Origin of the sequence: Gracilibacillus timonensis (assembly GCF_900086715.1) — a bacterium.
Lineage (GTDB): Bacteria > Bacillota > Bacilli > Bacillales > Amphibacillaceae > Gracilibacillus > Gracilibacillus timonensis.
On the sequence record NZ_FLKH01000012.1, the window covers coordinates 1,181,407 to 1,199,664 of the forward strand.

13 protein-coding genes are annotated in these 18,258 nt (G+C 40.2%); 4 read left to right on the forward strand and 9 right to left on the reverse strand.

Annotated elements, in window-relative coordinates; translation table 11 throughout:
* Window positions 1-14 precede the first annotated feature (14 nt).
* Window positions 15-3,605, reverse strand: a complete 3,591-nt coding sequence (locus BN6556_RS16830; RefSeq protein ID WP_066193590.1) for a dynamin family protein — start codon at window positions 3,603-3,605, stop codon at window positions 15-17.
* A 1,069-nt stretch (window positions 3,606-4,674) separates the two neighbouring features.
* The gene (locus BN6556_RS16840; RefSeq protein ID WP_066193594.1) at window positions 4,675-5,559 is read right to left on the reverse strand and encodes a fructose bisphosphate aldolase; all 885 of its coding nucleotides are present in this window, start codon (window positions 5,557-5,559) and stop codon (window positions 4,675-4,677) included.
* A 249-nt stretch (window positions 5,560-5,808) separates the two neighbouring features.
* On the opposite strand from BN6556_RS16840, the gene BN6556_RS16845 reads away from it, so the two are divergent.
* Window positions 5,809-6,600, forward strand: coding sequence for an SDR family oxidoreductase (locus BN6556_RS16845; protein WP_066193596.1), 792 nt, complete (start codon window positions 5,809-5,811; stop codon window positions 6,598-6,600).
* Between the two features lie 202 nt (window positions 6,601-6,802).
* On the opposite strand, the gene parC is transcribed toward BN6556_RS16845, so the two are convergent.
* The 3 genes from parC to BN6556_RS16860 are packed head-to-tail and all read right to left on the reverse strand — an operon-like array spanning window position 6,803 to window position 11,686.
* On the reverse strand, window positions 6,803-9,256 hold the full coding sequence (parC, locus tag BN6556_RS16850; RefSeq protein WP_066193598.1) for a DNA topoisomerase IV subunit A: 2,454 nt from the start codon (window positions 9,254-9,256) through the stop codon (window positions 6,803-6,805).
* A gap of 21 nt (window positions 9,257-9,277) precedes the next feature.
* A complete protein-coding gene (parE, locus tag BN6556_RS16855) occupies window positions 9,278-11,233 on the reverse strand; it encodes a DNA topoisomerase IV subunit B (RefSeq protein ID WP_066193599.1) in 1,956 nt (651 codons plus the stop codon).
* A 39-nt stretch (window positions 11,234-11,272) separates the two neighbouring features.
* Window positions 11,273-11,686, reverse strand: coding sequence for a CoA-binding protein (locus BN6556_RS16860; protein ID WP_148436838.1), 414 nt, complete (start codon window positions 11,684-11,686; stop codon window positions 11,273-11,275).
* A 176-nt stretch (window positions 11,687-11,862) separates the two neighbouring features.
* Here BN6556_RS16860 and plsY point away from each other — a divergent pair, with 176 nt between their 5' ends.
* The 3 genes from plsY (at window position 11,863) to yidD (ending at window position 14,005) form a co-directional block, all read left to right on the forward strand.
* Window positions 11,863-12,444: a glycerol-3-phosphate 1-O-acyltransferase PlsY gene (gene plsY, locus BN6556_RS16865; RefSeq protein WP_066193603.1), complete on the forward strand. Its 582-nt coding sequence runs from the start codon at window positions 11,863-11,865 to the stop codon at window positions 12,442-12,444.
* 395 nt (window positions 12,445-12,839) lie between these two features.
* Window positions 12,840-13,763: a GTP cyclohydrolase FolE2 gene (gene folE2, locus BN6556_RS16870; RefSeq protein ID WP_066193605.1), complete on the forward strand. Its 924-nt coding sequence runs from the start codon at window positions 12,840-12,842 to the stop codon at window positions 13,761-13,763.
* Between the two features lie 11 nt (window positions 13,764-13,774).
* Entirely contained in the window at window positions 13,775-14,005 is a 231-nt protein-coding gene (gene yidD / locus BN6556_RS21765; RefSeq protein ID WP_078060135.1) for a membrane protein insertion efficiency factor YidD, read from the forward strand.
* Window positions 14,006-14,291: 286 nt separating this feature from the next.
* Here the strand turns inward: yidD and BN6556_RS16875 are convergent, their stop codons facing one another.
* The 4 genes from BN6556_RS16875 to BN6556_RS16890 are packed head-to-tail and all read right to left on the reverse strand — an operon-like array spanning window position 14,292 to window position 17,918.
* Complete coding sequence (locus BN6556_RS16875) at window positions 14,292-14,591, reverse strand: hypothetical protein (RefSeq protein ID WP_066193607.1); 300 nt, start codon at window positions 14,589-14,591, stop codon at window positions 14,292-14,294.
* Entirely contained in the window at window positions 14,591-15,019 is a 429-nt protein-coding gene (locus BN6556_RS16880) for an acyl-CoA thioesterase (protein WP_066193609.1), read from the reverse strand. The genes BN6556_RS16875 and BN6556_RS16880 overlap by 1 nt, the downstream gene beginning before the upstream one ends.
* Window positions 15,019-17,292, reverse strand: coding sequence for an AAA family ATPase (locus BN6556_RS16885; RefSeq protein WP_066193611.1), 2,274 nt, complete (start codon window positions 17,290-17,292; stop codon window positions 15,019-15,021). The genes BN6556_RS16880 and BN6556_RS16885 overlap by 1 nt, the downstream gene beginning before the upstream one ends.
* Window positions 17,293-17,309: 17 nt before the next feature.
* On the reverse strand, window positions 17,310-17,918 hold the full coding sequence (locus BN6556_RS16890; protein ID WP_066193612.1) for a redoxin domain-containing protein: 609 nt from the start codon (window positions 17,916-17,918) through the stop codon (window positions 17,310-17,312).
* Window positions 17,919-18,258 lie beyond the last annotated feature (340 nt).

The window sequence follows — 18,258 nt, forward strand, 5'->3', positions numbered from 1 at the left end:
GCTGCTGGTATATTTTATGGCTGTGCCAACATGGTTGTTAATTGCTGGTGAATGGTTTCTAATTGCTGCTTGTTCTCACCTGAATGCTGGATACCATCTCGTAAATGCTGATAATAGGATACGATTTCGTCCGTAAACTGTTGAATAAACGGATGATAATGCGCCTGCCATTGCTGTTGATAGTATAGACGTAATTGTTCTTCTAATTGCTCTAGTGCCTGCTGCCATTCCGTTTGTAAATAAGCGGCCGATTCTTCCTCTAGCACGTGTCTACCTTTTTCCGCAAAAAACGCTTTGGTATCCTTATAAGCTTGTATCCATTTACTTAACTGTTGTTCTGCTATGGTCAAATCATAGAGTTCAACGGGTGCCTTATTAAAATGCACATCTTCCCACTGTGATAAGGAAAAGTTATCATCGATGTGCTGTGCTTTTGCTTGTGTATCTTGTCTCATTTGTTGCAAAGCTTGATTCATACTTTGCTCCAAACGAATCGATATCGCTTCAAACTCGTGTTGTAATCTCCTATTTAAAGCCTTGATTAATTGGTTTAATGCCTGTTCCAGCTCCTTTTTCCCTTTACGACCTTGTGATTTGATCGCACCAGGGTGTACAAAATCCTTAAATACATCTTGATACTGTATCGTTAAGCGCTGAGTCGCATAATAGATTTGTTTATGGAGTTTCTGTAAAACGGTCTCTAGGTATACCTGGCCCTCTACTTTTGCAATGATTTGCTTGATCTGCTGTTCTTTCCTATCATTTTCTGCTAGAATAGCCGCCTTTTCTTGTTCATTACTATTCACGATCGATAACCACTGGGTAACTAACCCCAAGCCTTTAGATAAATCCGTATAAATAGCTTGCATACTCATTTGTGTCAATTCTTCTTTGATAAAACGATAGAAATTCCGTTCAAATGCCAGCAATCCCGTATCCTCTGTTTTTGCCTGTAGCGCCTGTTTACTAGACACGGCATGCATTCTCGGCTGGGTAATATCAAACACTTGTAATTCTTTACGGATGTAATCAATCACTAATTGTGCCTCTGTCTGATCTTTTGCTAAATCAATCGCATTGATAATAAAGAACATTTTGTCTAAAGCAAAGGCGTCCTTCACTGTACCAAGACGTTCGAGAAATTGCTGGTCCGGCTTTGAAAACGGATGATTATAGTAGGTCACAAATAGAATCGCGTCGGCATCTTTTATATAAGAAAAGGCGAGTTCTGTATGGCGGGCATTGACCGAATCCGCTCCCGGTGTATCTACTAGCGTAATTTGCTCATCCGTTAATGGCGATTGATAAAACAATTCCATTTCTTTGACAAAACAAGCGATTTCTTCATCCCTAATGTATCGTTGAAATGACGTAAACCCGATGCGGTAGGCCGTACCAATTCGCTCTTTCATTTCTGGATAACCATGAAGAAATGCAGTCAAAAAAGACTTGTGTTGATCGGCGATGGTCAACTTGTCTAGATTTGTTTTTTTAACCCAACGATAGGCTTCCTGTATATGTTCAAAGGTTTGCGCCGTCATTTCATTGATGTTCTCGATCAATTCTTGCTCCTGTTTCAAGACCACATAAACGTCCTTATGTCGGTAGTCCCCTCGGATTGGACTGATTTTATTAATCGCTGCCGTCGTAGGGTTAGGAGAAACCGGTAATACCTTTTCTCCAATTAAAGCATTCGCAAAAGAAGACTTTCCGGCACTAAAGGCCCCAAATAAGGCAATAGTAAACGAGCGCTCCTGTAATCTTGTCTGTTTACGAGTCAAGTCGTTACTCAATCCTTGCAGATCCTGAATGGGTGCAAACAAACGCAATGCTGTTTGCACATCACTCACTGTTTGATCGAAACGGTGGCTAGTTACAGCCTCTTTTGTCTTAGGGGTTGCATCATTATGTTCTTCTACCATGGTAGAAGCGGTTGACATTTCGTTTAAATTAACAAGCTTTGTTACTTTATTGGATGCTAATTGCTGTTCTATCAAGGCGAGTAATGACGTATCACACGCATAGTCTGGAGACAAAATAGCAAAGGCCTCCACTCGTAATGCTGCATAGCCCTCTTTACATCTATCCATTTGATCCAGCAATGACTGATAATGCCGTTGGTGCTCTATCTCTGTCATTGTTTTTTCTAACATTTGGTTTGTTAGTTGTAAAATATCGGATTCAAGCTCTTGCCATTTTTGCTTATAATATTGACGGTAGGTTCGTTTGATCGCTTGCGCAACTCGATCGGTATAGACAAGCAAATATTCTCCATTTAGAGTAGCCCCTTCATCCATTAACTGGACAAAATCAGTAGGCTGAAAATGGGAAGTGAAAATAGACTCCGAAAAATCCACTGGCATATAGGGCTGTATCATCTCTGTCAACTTATCACGAAGCTTCCACTCTAACCCGATCTCTACTTTCTCTCTTAACGCCTCATAAAAAGCCGTCAAGCGCTGCTCTCGTTCTGCTTGGATCTTCTTTTGATTGCGAAACAGACCCGTTTTGAATTTCTGATCATAAGCAACTAATACCTGTTCTGCCTTTTCTCGAATATCGAAAGGGACAAGCTGGGCATTGTTTGTTGTTCTCTCTACTTCATCTGAGAAACTAGCAATGATCTGCTCTTTTTCTTCCACTGTTTTTTGATAGGTTTGCTGTAGTGTTTCGCTATCCTCTGCCATTTCTGGAAGTGTATCTAACTCTTCTTGCCACCCCTCAAGCTGGACATCCAATTCCTTCTGTCTATCCTGAAGAAATTCGTGAATCGTGTGTTCCATCCCTGCCTGGATCGTTTCTGTTAATAAGCGTTGATGATTCTTAGTGATCAACTGGTCAATCACTTGTTGCAGCGAATTAAATTGATTAATGACAGCCTCGTCCTTCATCGAGGTATAAAAAATTTCTTCTGGATTAATCTTCCATTGTTGAAAAACCTGTTCTAAACTTGTTTGAAAATCATCGAAGCTAATTTCTTCTTCATCGTGCTTATCCATTTGATTGATAATCACATAGTACGGTTTTTTCATGGCATCGATTTTCTTCAAAAAAGTAGCATTAACCTCTGATTGCACATGGTTATAATCCATAATATAAAAGAGAACATCTACTTTATGTAAGGCCGATTCTGTCATTAGTCGATCGGCATCATTCGTCGCGTCAATACCAGGAGTATCCATGAAACTAATTCCTTCTGGTAATGGAGTGAATTTTTTAAATATCTCTATTTTTTTTACTTCATCACCTGCACGGCATAGTTGATGCAGGCGATCAATTGGAGGTAATGATTCCATCTTCACTGGGGATCGTTCAGCAAAGTGCACCATGATTTCATCTGGCCCTCGTCTTATTTCGACAATATTGGCACTTGTGGGAATCGGACTTTGTGGTAACAAAGGCTCGTCCATTAAACGGTTAATTAAGGTGGATTTACCTGCTGAAAAGTGTCCACTGAAACAAATGTGGAGCATTTGATTTTTTAATTTATCGTAAAAATCAAGCACTTGTTCTTGGTATTTACTCGCTTGATGTTGTTGGAAAAAGTCAAATAATTGTGCTAGTCGTAATTTTTCTGTTTCTGCGTTCGGTTTCGCTGTCTGCATCTCAAATCTCCTTGCCATTTCATGCTAATTTTTATTATACTGATTTTTGCGAAAAATGGCTAATGGTTTTTATCATTCTGTTTTGGAAAGTGATAAATAGGCACGGAAAGAAGGTGAAAATAGGAGTGATATGAGGTATGCTTTTTTCTTTGTAAGATGTTTCCCCGACTATTCTTACCACGTATGAAGAAAAATCGGATAAAGCATGCCTATGAATCAAAGGTAGATATACGGACTTCCGATAAGACGGATTATGTTAAATAATTCATTTTCTTGAGTGATGAGTTTGATCGTTTTATCTGTGCGAAGTAAGCCGCTGCGGGAATATGCTGCGCTTTTACCCGCGGGGCATAAGTCAACATGCGACTCGAGCAAAGACCACTCTCGTCGTGTTTCCTATACCGTGGGGCCGGCTTCAGCTAACTAAAAAGAAGAGCACTTTTTAGTGGATCTTCAGCACGTCCTGCGATGCACAGGACGTGCAAGTGCAGGCGTTGCAACAAATGGGCTTCGGTGGGGCGAGTAATCGCAGTCCCAGGACGTTGCGATTTTAGCCTGTAAACCATTTTCCAGTCTCCGCATATTCCCTCGCTAGAAAGTGGTTCAACAATGATTATCACTGCAAGGATAAAGCGCTCTAAGTACCTAGATAGTATGGCAACAAAAAGAAACAAACCCTCCATTGATTTTCAGTATCATGATGAATTCATGCTACAAAATAGTTCCGTCGTCCAATCGTTTCTCCAAAAGAGGATGTGGCTTACTTATGGACAGGATGATAGTGCTTGAGCTCTTCATATTAGCAGTCTATTCGATTGTAGTGCTACTACCCAGCGGAGGAAATAGGTGGAGACTCCTGTGGGAAAGCGCAACCTATTTCCGCAGCGCTTCCTAGCACTGACAAACGATCAACTTTACTATATGGAATAGATCCCTGAACACTTTACATAATCCGTCTTATCGGTACCCTGGTTTGTTCAAGGTCAAAATCGTTCCACATTCTATAATACTAAGAATGCTTTCTTACCTTTTTAAAAAGAGCCCCTGAACTGGGACTCTTCTTCCTTTTTTATATCGATGCCTGATAGATCGATTGGACGGCTTCTTCTAAGGACTTGTTGAAAGCTTGATCGGATTGATCCGCTCGCAGATCTTGGCTCAGTGCCCTGGAAAAACTAGCGATTAATCCGTCATTCTTTTTTAGCTTCTCGTTAGCTTCTTCACGAGAATAACCTCCAGATAAAGCTACCACTCGAATGACATTTGGATGTTCAATTAATTCTTGGTAGAAATTCGGCTCTGTTGGTATGGATAATTTCAACATAACCAACTCTTGATTACCTAGTTCATTTAATTGTTTCAGGATCTCCTCTTTCAAGATAGCTTCTGATTCTTGTTTGTCCGCACTATTAATATCTACTTCTGGTTCAATAATGGGAACTAAATCGGCAGCAATAATTTGTTTTCCAATCTCAAATTGCTGATCCACTACTCGTTGAATGGCAGCTGGATTGGCTTGTTTAATAACCGAACGCATTTTAGTACCAAAGATGTGCCGTTCGTTGGCTCGTCTTAAAGTATCTTGCAAGTCATTAATTGGCTTCATTAACTGAACACCATCTTCTTCTTCAGCAAGCCCCTTATCGACTTTCAAAAATGGAACAATATCCTTTTCCTCTGCTAAGTAATCGGCTGTATATTTTCCTTCTACTTTACTATCCATGGTTTGTTCAAAAAGAATGGCACCCAAAATAAAATCAGCGTTAAAAGCAGGAGATGTCACAATTCTTGTCCGCATTTTGTGCACTAAATCAAACATTTCATCTTCACTAGAATAAGCGTCTTCTGGTACACCATATGCAGCCAAAGCCTTTGGTGTACTACCGCCGCTCTGATCCAATGCAGCAATAAATCCTTTGCCTTGTTTCATTTTTTCTAATTGATGTGTTTGCATGTTTCCACTCCTTCTAATTGATTGAGGAAAGCATTATTTTCCATAGTTTTATTGTAACATATGCTACGGTAAAGGTTAACTGTTCTACCTTGTTGTTTGATATCGTACACCAAAGGGTACATTGATGAAAAACAATAAAACGCATATCATATAAGTTGAATGAAATTATTTTTTATTTCTGTTATATATAGAAGTTCAACTTACATATGTCAGATGGCAGTGTTAATAAAAGAACATGGAGTGGATAAGATGAATACTCAGAATAAGCTATTAACCGATCAAACAGCCCTTGTTACTGGAGCAGGCTCTGGAATGGGAAAAGCCTCTGCTTTAGCTCTGGCACATGCTGGGGCTCGACTATGCCTGTTCGATATCGACGAGAAGAATGCAGAGAAAGTCAAAACGGTTATTGAAGAAAACGGTGGTGAGGCCTTTGTCTCCAAAGTTGATCTCGCCGATGATAAACAGGTGCAGCAAGCAATGAAAGAAACGGAACAACGCTACGGCACATTAGATATTGTCTTTGCGAATGCAGGGATTAATGGTGTACTCGCTCCGATTGAGGATTTGACGTCGACGGATTGGGAAAAGACAATGCAAACCAACCTACAAGGAACCTTTCACACCGTAAAGTATGCGATCCCTTTGATGAAAGAGTCTGGAGGTAGCATCATAATTACAAGCTCTGTGAATGGTAATCGTGTCTTTTCTAATCTCGGTATGGCTGCTTATAGTACATCTAAAGCAGGTCAAGTAGCCTTTGGTAAAATGGCTGCACTCGAATTAGCCCAATACGGGATTCGTGTCAATATTATCTGCCCAGGAGCATTTGAGACAAATATAGGGGAAAACACGAAGACAACGGACGCCTTGCAAAAAATTAAGATCCCTGTTAACTATCCTACAGGCGATCAGCCACTAGAGCATAAACCTGGCAAGCCTGAACAGATAGCTGACCTTGTCCTATTCTTAGCTTCCAATCAGTCTAAACATATAACTGGTACGGAGTTGTATATTGATGGAGCCGAATCATTATTATAAGCCAAGTGAGTATTATCCAGTCGCTTCTTTGTGATCCTTAATGGTGCAAAACATAGTTATGGACTAAGAGAATAAATCCTGTGCGCTTGAGGGTTGCAACAACGTATTTGACAGGATCCTTTTTTTATCGCAATAAATGTCAAGACAGTTTTCCGGAACCATGAAAAAGGAGCTGATCTATGTTATCAGCTCCAAGTTACTATTATGACTCTGGTTCAGGGAAGGCAGTGGTAAGCCCAATCTGACGCTTGATTCGGACAACTTCACCGGAATTATCTGAATCAATGACGTAAGAACCATTCGTATATCGATCACTTAATGGTAATTCAAATGGTTTGACCGTATGCTGCTGGTACTTGGCTGTAATGATATCAAATTGATCCTCAGGACTGGTTAAGGCAAAGCCAACCAATCGGTGCGGTTTTGTTTTTAGTTCACGTAGCATGACTAGACCTTTTTTGGCACGCGTCGATTTCTCAAAGCGATCAATTGGCATTCGTTTACAAGAACCTCTCTGAGTGGTGACGAACAATTGGCGGTCCTCATGCCATTCGTTCAACATTACGGCATTTACCACATATTCATCCTGTTTCAATTGAATAGCTTTCACACCTGAAGCACGTTGACCAACGGTTGATACTTCTGATTCATGGTACCACAAGCCATATCCTTTATTAGTGGCAACAAAAATATCCTGATGCCCATCCGTCTCGTACACATTAATTAGTTCATCTTCCTTTTTGACATTCAAGGCAATCAGAGGTCTGGAAAAACGTTGCGAAGCATAAAGATCCAGTGTACTTTTTTTGACCATCCCATTTTTGGTGAAGAAAATCAAGCATTTCTCCTGACTGAATTCCCGGACAGGTATTGCTTTAACAATCTTCTCGTTTTTTTCCACGGAGGTAATATTGGAAATGTGCTGACCTAATTCTTTCCAGCGAATGTCTGGTAATTGATGTACAGGCAATGGTAGATAACGCCCTTTATTAGTAAAGACAAGTAAGTGATCAGTGGTGTTTAGTTCCAGCAAAGAAATTAAATGATCATCGTCTTTGATCATGAAATCTTCTTGACTGGAAGCAGTATAAGAACGGATGCTCGTTCTTTTGATATACCCTTGCTCTGTTACGGAAGTAATGACATCTTCGCTAGCAACAGTGACCTCTACATTAATCTTTAATTCCTCAATCTTTTCTTCAATCTTTGTTTTACGTGTATCTGCGTACTGCTTTTTCATTTGTTTCAGGTCTTTCTTGATAACCGATAACAATTTCTTTTCATCGGCTAAGATCGCTTGATAGCCTTCAATCGCTTGCTGTAACTCCGTTGCCTCTTGTTCTAGCGCTGTAATATCTGTATTGGTTAATCGATACAGTTGTAAGGTGACAATCGCTTCTGCCTGCACCTCGGTAAAATGATAAGCGGCCATAATACGATTTTTCGCGTCTTGTTTATCTTGCGAAGCTCGAATCGTCTGTATCAATTCATCCAGAATAGATACCGCCTTGATTAAACCCGCCACGATATGCGCTCGTTTCTCTGCCTTCCTTAGATCAAATTGGGTTTGCCGTGTAATAATCTCTTTCTGATGTACAATATACGCATCGATCATTTGTCTAATATTCAATAGCTGTGGAGTGCGATCTTTTATGGCAACCATATTAAAATTATAAGTAATTTGTAAATCGGTATTCTTATATAAATAATTGAGCACACCCTGACTGTCAGCGTTTTTCTTTAACTCGACAACCACTCGTAGTCCAGTGCGGTCTGTTTCATCACGCACTTCAGCAATGCCCTCTACTTTACGATCTAAACGCAGTTCATCCATGCGTTTAACTAATACAGCCTTATTCACCTCATAAGGAATCTCATCAATGACAATTTGCTCTCGATTTCCTTTAATTGGTTCAATGACTGCCTTGCTGCGGACAACCACTTTGCCTTTTCCAGTTTCATATGCCTTTTTCAAGCCTTCATAACCTTGAATAATACCACCAGTTGGAAAATCCGGTCCTTTAACAATGGTTAACAGTTCTTCAATCGTGACAGATGGTTTATCCATGCATTTAATAATTGCTTCAATGACTTCGCTTAGATTATGCGGTGGAATTTCTGTGGCATAACCTGCCGAAATACCTGTCGAGCCGTTAACTAGTAAATTGGGTATCTTTGCTGGTAAAACAACAGGTTCATTAATCGTATCATCAAAGTTCGGGACATAGTCCACCGTCTCTTTATCGATATCACGTAATAATTCTTGTGAAATAGCAGATAATCTAGCCTCCGTGTAACGCATAGCGGCTGGTGGGTCACCATCGACACTTCCGTTATTCCCATGCATCTCTACCAGAACATTACGCACTTTCCACGATTGACTCAAGCGTACCATTGCTTCATACACAGAGGAATCTCCATGTGGATGGTAATTCCCAATTACCGTTCCGACTGTTTTTGCTGATTTTCTAAAGGGTTTATCATGGGTATTCTTTTCTTCGTGCATGGCATACAAAATGCGCCGCTGCACAGGTTTCAATCCATCACGCACATCAGGAAGTGCTCGATCTTGAATAATGTATTTACTATAACGTCCGAAACGATCTCCCATCACATCTTCAAGTGGAAGATCCAAATATTTTTCTTCTACTGCCAACGAAATTCCTCCTAAAACAACTTATGCTTGAATGTTCTCATTGTCGATAATATTCTCATCATCTTCCAGCCCAAACTGAACATGTGATTCAATCCATTTTCGGCGTGGTTCCACCTTATCCCCCATTAATGTAGATACTCTGCGTTCCGCACGAGCCACGTCGTCTATCGTTACACGGATTAAGGTACGTGTTTCTGGGTTCATAGTTGTCTCCCAAAGCTGATCGGCATTCATTTCGCCTAACCCTTTATAACGCTGCAGGTGATAACCATTCTTGAACCTTTTCGTTACATCGGTAAGTTCATCTTCTGTCCAACAATACTCTACTTGTGCCTTTGCTCCCTTTCCTTTGGAGATCTGGTATAAGGGAGGTAGAGCAATAAATACTTTTCCTTGCTCAATGAGTGGTTTCATATACCGATAAAAAAACGTTAATAATAAAACTTGGATATGAGCACCATCCGTGTCCGCATCGGTCATGATAACCACTTTGTTATATTGGCAGTCCTCAATCTCAAAATCACTGCCAACCCCTGCGCCAACGGTATGAATAATCGTCGATATCTCTTCATTTTTCAATATATCCACGAGTTTTGCCTTTTCCGTATTAACGACCTTTCCTCTTAAAGGTAACACCGCTTGAAATTTGCGATCACGTCCTTGCTTAGCAGACCCTCCCGCCGAATCACCCTCGACCAAATATAGTTCATTCTTCTCTGCATTGCGGGATTGAGCAGGGGTTAATTTACCGCTCAGCAAGGCATCCTTACGGCGCTTTTTCTTACCAGAACGTGCTTCTTCGCGTGCCTTTCTTGCCGCCATTCGGGCATCTTTAGCTCGAATCGCTTTTTTTATTAACATACTAGCACTATCCGGGTTTTCTTCCAAGAAATATAATAAGTTCTCTGCTACTATAGCGTCTACTACGGATCTCGCTTCGGCTGTTCCCAACTTACTTTTGGTTTGTCCTTCAAACTGTAGTTTCTCTTCTGGGATTTTAATGGCAATAACCGCTGTAAGTCCTTCGCGGATATCGTTCCCTTCCAGATTCTTATCCTTTTCTTTCAACAAGTTTACCTTTCTGGCATAATCATTAAATACTCTGGTGATAGCTGTTTTTGCCCCCGATTCATGCGTTCCACCGTCTTTGGTGCGGACGTTATTGACGAAGGACAAAATATTCTCTGCATAGCCATCGTTAAATTGAAAGGCAAAATCAAGTTCCATCTCCTGCTGCTCTCCTTCAAAAGAAACCACACTATGAAGCGCGTCTTTTTCTTCATTCAGATAAGCCACAAATTCTTGCAATCCATTTGGGTATTGATAGATTTCTTTATGATTCTCATTCCGTTCATCGACCAACTCTATTGTAATTCCTTTTAGTAGAAAAGCTGACTCTCGAAGCCGTTCAGCCAATATGTCGAACTGATAGGAATCTGTTGAAAAAATAGATCGATCAGGCTTAAAACTGATCACAGTACCTGTTTTTTTGGTTTTCCCTTTCTTTTCAAGTGTTGTAACTGGCTTTCCGCCATTTTCGAACCGTTGATAAAATGTTGTGCCATCACGATGTATGGTTACCTCTAACCATTCCGACAGCGCATTTACAACCGATGCACCTACTCCATGCAGTCCACCACTTGTTTTATAACCACCTTGACCAAATTTACCTCCAGCGTGCAGGACGGTCAAGATGACTTCCGGAGTTGGTCTCCCAGTTTGATGCATACCAGTTGGCATGCCACGCCCTTGATCTGCCACCGTTATACTTTGATCAGGATGTATCGTTACAGATATTTTTTGCCCGAAACCAGATAAGGCTTCGTCAACTGAGTTATCGACTATTTCAAAGACTAAGTGGTGAAGGCCGCGGGCATCGGTACTGCCAATATACATACCCGGTCGTTTCCTAACGGCCTCTAACCCTTCTAGTACTTGAATGGATTCATCGCTATACACTGCATTACTTTTGCTCATTCATTGTTCCCTCTCTTTCCCATACCACTTCCACATACGTTATTTCATTAATACGCTATGTGCTACTTTGATACATTGATTCATGATCACTTGTTTACCATGCTCCGTTAAATATTGATACACTTGTTTATCTTGCACTCCTTGCTGCATCCAAACAAACCTTGCATTTGTTTGGATGATATCCTCTGCTAAAGCAGGTAAAAAGATCGACCTGCGAAAAACATTAACCATATCAAAAGGTTCCTCAATTTCTGGTAAGCTATCGTACGCTTTTTCACCCAGGACCTCATCGATATGTGGATTTACCGGAATGATTCGATACCCGGCCTGTTGCATAGCTTTGGCAATTTGATAAGATGTTCGCTGCGGCTTATCGGAAAGTCCGACCACCGCAATTACCTCTGTTTCTGTTAGCATGTTGGTCATTAATTGTTGCTCGTTTTCCTTCTCCATCATAGCACACCTCATTTTTATTGATTAAATCATATAAATAGCGTATAAAGCAAGTAAACATTTTTTCTCGTACATAAGATTCAGAAAAAAATAGCCAGCTAGAGTATTCATTTCTCACAATACATGCTAAAATAAAGAAACCATAGCAATGATAACATGAATTAAGGGGTTTGATGATGGAATATATTATTTTTATTCTGCTTGCTTACCTGCTTGGATCGATACCTACGGGATTAATTATCGGTAAAGTCGGCTACCAAAAAGACATTAGAGAACATGGGAGTGGAAATTTAGGTGCCACCAATACCTTTCGTGTGTTAGGCCTTAAAGCAGGGATTATCGTAATAGTGGTTGACATTTTAAAAGGAACACTAGCAGCTACTCTGCCTATTTTATTCCACGCCGACGTCTATCCTTTGGCAATTGGTGTTTTCGCAGTAATTGGGCATATGTTTCCTCTATTCGCCAGATTCAAGGGTGGAAAAGCAGTGGCAACCTCAGCAGGTGTAATTCTAGGTGTGAATCCTTTAGTATTTGTCATTATGATCGCAAGTTTTTTAGTTATTTTATATGTAACAAAATATGTCTCTTTATCTTCTATGTTAACTGGAATCATTACAATTATTGTCACACTTGTACAACAAGATATTGGACTGATGGTTGTTACTTCCCTGTTAACCGCTGTCGTGATTTATCGTCATAAGGCAAATATTCGAAGGATTATCGATAAAACAGAACCGAAGATTACCTGGATGTAATAGGAAAAAGGAGGCATGCAATCGTGCTCTCCTTTTCTTTTTTTGAATAATCAAGAACACATGAAATACCTCTTGAAGTTATGACGAGGTAATCAATCCGCCTTCAACCACAGACATGAGCCAACCAGCAACAAAATCTAGAATGCCATTTAGGATAAATCAAACTGTACGATCTTACTTCCTCTCGTTATTTCCAATATGAAAGAAACGTAAACAGAGAAATACAAACCAATTCCATGCACCCTACTTTATATCTATTATAACAAATAGTACAATAGGAACCAGTAAGATGATCCTTTCCATCTAAATGGATTGGAATAAGGTTAATACATTGAATATTTCCGACAGATTGGGTATACTTTGAAATAGTGAAGAAGAAGAAAGGGGTCAAATCAATGGAAGAGTTTCCTGCCAAACAATTACCTAGTAAACAAGAACGTCATAAATTGTTTGGGTCTGTTGCACCTGGTGAAAAGACGAAACCAACAGAAAAAGCTAAAATGAAAGATCTTCAAAATACAAAAAAAGATTTTTTATTTCCAATAAATCAGGTAGGGATCGCAAACGTCAAGCACCCAATTCAGGTCACAAGCCAATTGCTCCCTGAGACCCAAACAACGATCGGGACATTTAAGTTAACGTCCTCGATTGAAAAGGATCATAAGGGCACCAACATGAGTCGTTTTACCGAGTTAATGCAGCTATACAGCAAGGATGGGGCATTTAACCTGTCGATAGCAACCTTGAAGCAGTTCAGCAAAGAAATGGCGACTCGTTTGGAACAAAAGGATACACAAATCACGGTTTCCTTTCCTTGGTTTTTTGAGAGAAAAGGGCCATCATCTGATATAGCTGGTTATAATCATGCCGAGGCTGCATTGACGGTCGTTTATGATCAAGATACTGGCTATCATATTACAGCCTCCTTGAAAGGAACGATTACGACTTTATGCCCTTGTTCGAAGGAAATCAGTGAATACAGCGCACACAACCAACGTGGTATTGTAAGTATGGAGGTCACATTAAATCCTGATTTTGATGAAAAAGACAAGGATTGGAAGTATCTCCTCTTAGAAGCCGCAGAAAGCAATGCCAGTGCTCGGATCCATCCGATATTGAAGCGCCCGGATGAGAAAATGGTCACTGAACAGGCTTATGAGAATCCACGCTTTGTAGAGGATATTGTCCGATTAGTGGCAGCTGATTTGTATGAAATGCCCTTTGTGGAGAAATTCACGGTCCACTGTCAAAATGAAGAATCGATTCATTTGCATGATGCCATAGCAACCATTACTTATGACAAATCGCTGCATACTTGAGGTGAAACAAGGTGAGAAGAATATTTATTGGTATTATCCGTTTCTATCAACGTTTTATCAGTCCGCTTTTTCCACCTACTTGTCGATTTCATCCTAGCTGTTCTAATTATAGCCTGGAATGCTTTCGGCGTTTTCCTGTATGGAAGGCAATTTATTTAACCATTAAAAGGGTTATCAAATGTCATCCGTTCCATCCCGGTGGCTTTGATCCCGTACCCGAAAAAAAGACCGATGTCAGATAAAAAGGCATTCGGTTTTTTTGTTAGAAAAGAATATACTCCTTAGAATCATAGGATTTGGAACGATGTTGATCTTGCACTTATCGGAGCAACGATAAGATGGACTATTTTACATAATCCGTCTTATCGGCGATTTCGTACTTGCTTTGATTGAGCGGTAAAGGACCAGGTTATCTTACTGGTCGTAAATGCAGCAATCAATGTGAGTAAGGAATGCTCTCACCGTGTTCCCCATACAGCAAATCATTCTTTCCTTGTAAGCAACGTTTACTTCCGACAGATCTCGGCATCACAAACGAAATTGTTCAATTTGCTGCCATTGGTTCTCCTTCTGTAAAATATCCTTCTGTATACCGCCAAACAAATCAAAATGCGGAAATTGCGGGTCTAAATGGATCCATTGTTCTTGTAAACCATAACGTTGCCCCCATGCGACCAACTTACCATAATCACTACATCCTACTTTGGTTACCGTTGTACAGTCAGGAAAACGATCATCCAACCAATAATGGGTTAAAAAAGAGATTTTGCCTTGCTGTACATCCTGTTTCCACTGTTTAAGCGTCGGACGGTCAATACCAAAGGCCATTATTGCGCTTCTCCATGCAGAGCACGTTGGTAGGCTTGATCCCATTGTGGAAAATGTTTTTTTAACGAAAGTGGTCTGAAATTCGTTTTCCTTACAATCACATGCTGAGTAGTTCCTGTTACAGCGGGCTGTCCTGCTTGATCCAAAACCTGATAACCATATGTTGTGCGTACACCATTGTAGGATTCAAGCCATGTTTCTACCGTTGCTGCTTCTCCATAACGAATAGGATGCTTGAATTGAATATCAGCATCTATTACAGGTGAAACCACTCCTTCTGCTTCCATTTCATGATACTGAAAGCCTAGTGATTCCACAAATGCTGTCCTGCCAATCTCAAACCAAATTAAATAATTGGCATGATAAACGACTCCCATCTGATCTGTTTCTTGATATCTGACTTGAATTGGTGTTGTAACCTTTCTCATTACTTCGTCCTCCTAATTGACTGCCACGCTAGCTCAAAATCTTTTTTGGTTAAACATTGTAATTGCTTACGATCTTCTATATCCATATCCATTCTTAGGGCCTGGTATTGAATCGCCTCATTAATAAGGTTGACAATGAACCTGCCATTCCCTGCTATCACGCGATCAGAAAAGCATTCCCTTAAAAAGGGGAGTACCTCTTCATCTAATTGGTATTGGTAGGAGATGACATGGTAACGAACCATTTCTAGCAGCTCATCCTCCGTATAATCTTGAAAATGAAAATACTTCTTAAAACGAGATTCCAAACCGGGGTTACTCGCAATGAATTGTTCCATTTCATCTTTATATCCGGCTAAAATGACCACAAGGTTCTCATTATGTTTCGTCATTTCATCCACCAGCGTATCAATGGCTTCTTTACCGAAGTCCCTTTCCCCACGGTATAAGGAATAAGCCTCATCGATAAACAATACACCGCCTAAGGCTTGTCTGATCTTATTCTTGGTCTTGCCAGCCGTTTGTCCGACATAACCTGCAACAAGATCGCTTCTAGAGGCAATTACTAAATGACCTCGCTTTAAAAGACCACATTGTTTTAAAATTTGTGCAAATAGCTTGGCGACCGTCGTCTTCCCAGTGCCTGGATTACCTGAAAACACCGAATGCAATTGAATCGGAACGGATGGCAAATCTAAAGACTTCCGTTTCTGTTGTACTCGGACAAAGGAAGATAATTTTTTGACTTCTTCCTTGACTTGTCGCAGGCCGATTAATTGTTCCAAGGTGTTCATTGGCACAGAAGTATCCTGTTGATCATCCAAATCGGTGATATCCCCTTCGGTAATCCGCATATGCTTGATCCAGTCACCATCAAATGTCATATGATGATTTGCTCCAATATGAAAAATAACTTGAAGTACTAAATCCTTAACCGTCCGTGCATTACCAAAAGAGTCATCCACCCTTGCTTTCTCAATTAATGAAAGAAAACGATTTCTCGCTTTTTCTGTGAAAAAATAATCGTTCTGCAGGGCGGTATCTTCTCCAATTTGCAATAGCTCTTCGTCATTAAAATCTGGCAGTTTAATTAGGTTCCCCTCTGGAAAACGACTACGCAGACCTTGATTAGCCCATAGGAAATGCTCCATTTCTTCCGGATATCCCGCAAGAATCACGACAAATTGCTCTGCATATTCATAACTTGTCATACTGGATACTAATGTATCAATGACAGCTTGACCATAGTCATTTCCCGGTTGATCTTCGCGTTTCAGGTTGTAGGCCTCATCAATAAATAAAACCCCTCCTAACGCCTTTTTGACATAATTAAGGGTATTCTCCTCACTCTGGCCCATAAAAGAACCAACCAGCTGTGATCGGTTTACTTCTACCACCTGATCCGTTTTTAAAATACCTAAACGATGATAAATAGTCGCCAGCAGTCTGGCAATCGTCGTCTTACCAGTTCCAGGGTTCCCAGTGATCACCATGTGGAGTCCCTGCTCATCATTCATTTGAAAACCTGCCTCTTTCCGTTGCTGTTGATATTTCAAATAATGATAGTACTGATTAATATACTGTTTGACGTCCTCTAACCCAACCATTTGATTTAATTCTTCTAACGGATCTGCTGACACTTCTTCCTTCATTACCTCTGGTAAGGCATCATAAAACAAGGTGATGAAATACCGAAGCTGCTCCACTGCTTCATTGTATGGCTGAATATCTTTAGTTGATTTCCGCTGTTCCAGTGCGTACACCATGCCCTCTGCGATGTCTTCGATTTGTTCTATCTGGTTAAATAACTGATGATAGGCCTTGCCAATTTTTGAATTGCTTGCTGTTTGCTCCATTTTTAGCGGCTCGATCTGCCCTATTTCCTTCAACAAACCCTTTGATTTTCTTAATTTAACCGGGTCAAAATCGGTTTCGCGAAGCTGGTATTGCAGCCAATCAATCGCTACAAATTCATTGTAAACCGACAAATAATGATGAAGTGACTGCATCTCTTTAATGATCGGCTGCTCGGTTTCCTGCTTCCATCCCTCTATCTGTTTTTGCAAATGGTCATCCGTAACATTTCGCTTTAATCGATAAAAAATCAACATGCTGTATAATATGGCCAGGCTGTCCTTGTCCGCTTCAATGGATTCTTGCTCTAATGTATCCAATATTCGCAAAATCTCAATTTCTGTGAAAGGTGGAATGTCGTCCAGCGAGTTCCATTGGAAGATCTTCGCTTTGATTTGTTCCCATCTTTGTAATGTCATAAACATCCCCCTCCTATTTAACGCTTATCCTCTGTTAAGCTCATTAATTCTTCTTCCATTTGTTCATAGGTCAACGGTCCATTTATTCGTTTCATGATCTGCTGGTCCTCGGTACGAATGATAAATGAAGTAGGCATGTTGATGATCGAATAGAGATCGTATATCTCACTTTCCTCATCTAATAAAATCGGGTATTCTAAGTCAAGATCATGAACAAAGTTATCTACTTTATTCCGAGAGCGTTCGACATCGGTTACGTTAACAGCAAGGACTTGTATCTTATCTTGATGGTTGTCTTGAAATTTTTGGAGATCTGGCATCTCATCCACACAAGGCGGACACCATGTCGCCCAGAAGTTTAAAAAAATAAAGTCTTGTTCCTGATCAAACGCCTCTAACTGATCTCCTGATAAGGTCTCTAAAGAAAAGGCAGGTGCCGTCCCCCCTTCTTGCAATTGCGATACATTAGGAGCCGTAATCGTCACTCCTTCGGCAGAGGTATCCCCTGTCACATCTACAATATTTGGGTCTTGCTCTTCTAGGTTAAATAAATCATTGGCATTCATCACTAACACGACAACGATTAAACTCACAAGAATACCAACGGAAAGGATATTTTTCCACATGCTGCTTCACCTACTACATTAGAAAATGATTACATTAAACCTTATTATAACGAATTTCAGGACAAGCGTCTAACAATCAATTTTATTAGTTTACATAATAATGTTATAGTAAATAAAAAAGTTTGTAGCCAAATACGCGGACATATTCAACCACACTCGTATTACCTTCTGTCATCTTTTTAACTTATTACAATAAAATACAGATGAGTCCTTTATTGCTAATCAAAAAGAGCTACTGACTGTCAGTTCATTTAAGATCAAAATCGTTCCACTCCTATAATATCAAGAATAATACTTTCTTCTTTTAAGAAAAATCGGAAAAAATTCGCCCGGTCCTTTA

Bases quoted from the DNA above. Each gene is read 5' to 3' on its own strand.
- BN6556_RS16875 (WP_066193607.1), bottom strand. From the start codon at position 14,591: ATGGCCTTTGGTATTGACCGTCCGACGCTTAAACAGTGGAAACAGGAT.
- parE (WP_066193599.1), bottom strand. From the start codon at position 11,233: ATGAGCAAAAGTAATGCAGTGTATAGCGATGAATCCATTCAAGTACTA.
- BN6556_RS16885 (WP_066193611.1), bottom strand. From the start codon at position 17,292: ATGACATTACAAAGATGGGAACAAATCAAAGCGAAGATCTTCCAATGG.
- BN6556_RS16830 (WP_066193590.1), bottom strand. From the start codon at position 3,605: ATGCAGACAGCGAAACCGAACGCAGAAACAGAAAAATTACGACTAGCA.
- plsY (WP_066193603.1), top strand. From the start codon at position 11,863: ATGGAATATATTATTTTTATTCTGCTTGCTTACCTGCTTGGATCGATA.
- BN6556_RS16880 (WP_066193609.1), bottom strand. From the start codon at position 15,019: ATGAGAAAGGTTACAACACCAATTCAAGTCAGATATCAAGAAACAGAT.
- BN6556_RS16890 (WP_066193612.1), bottom strand. From the start codon at position 17,918: ATGTGGAAAAATATCCTTTCCGTTGGTATTCTTGTGAGTTTAATCGTT.
- BN6556_RS16845 (WP_066193596.1), top strand. From the start codon at position 5,809: ATGAATACTCAGAATAAGCTATTAACCGATCAAACAGCCCTTGTTACT.
- BN6556_RS16860 (WP_148436838.1), bottom strand. From the start codon at position 11,686: ATGGAGAAGGAAAACGAGCAACAATTAATGACCAACATGCTAACAGAA.
- BN6556_RS16840 (WP_066193594.1), bottom strand. From the start codon at position 5,559: ATGCAAACACATCAATTAGAAAAAATGAAACAAGGCAAAGGATTTATT.
- folE2 (WP_066193605.1), top strand. From the start codon at position 12,840: ATGGAAGAGTTTCCTGCCAAACAATTACCTAGTAAACAAGAACGTCAT.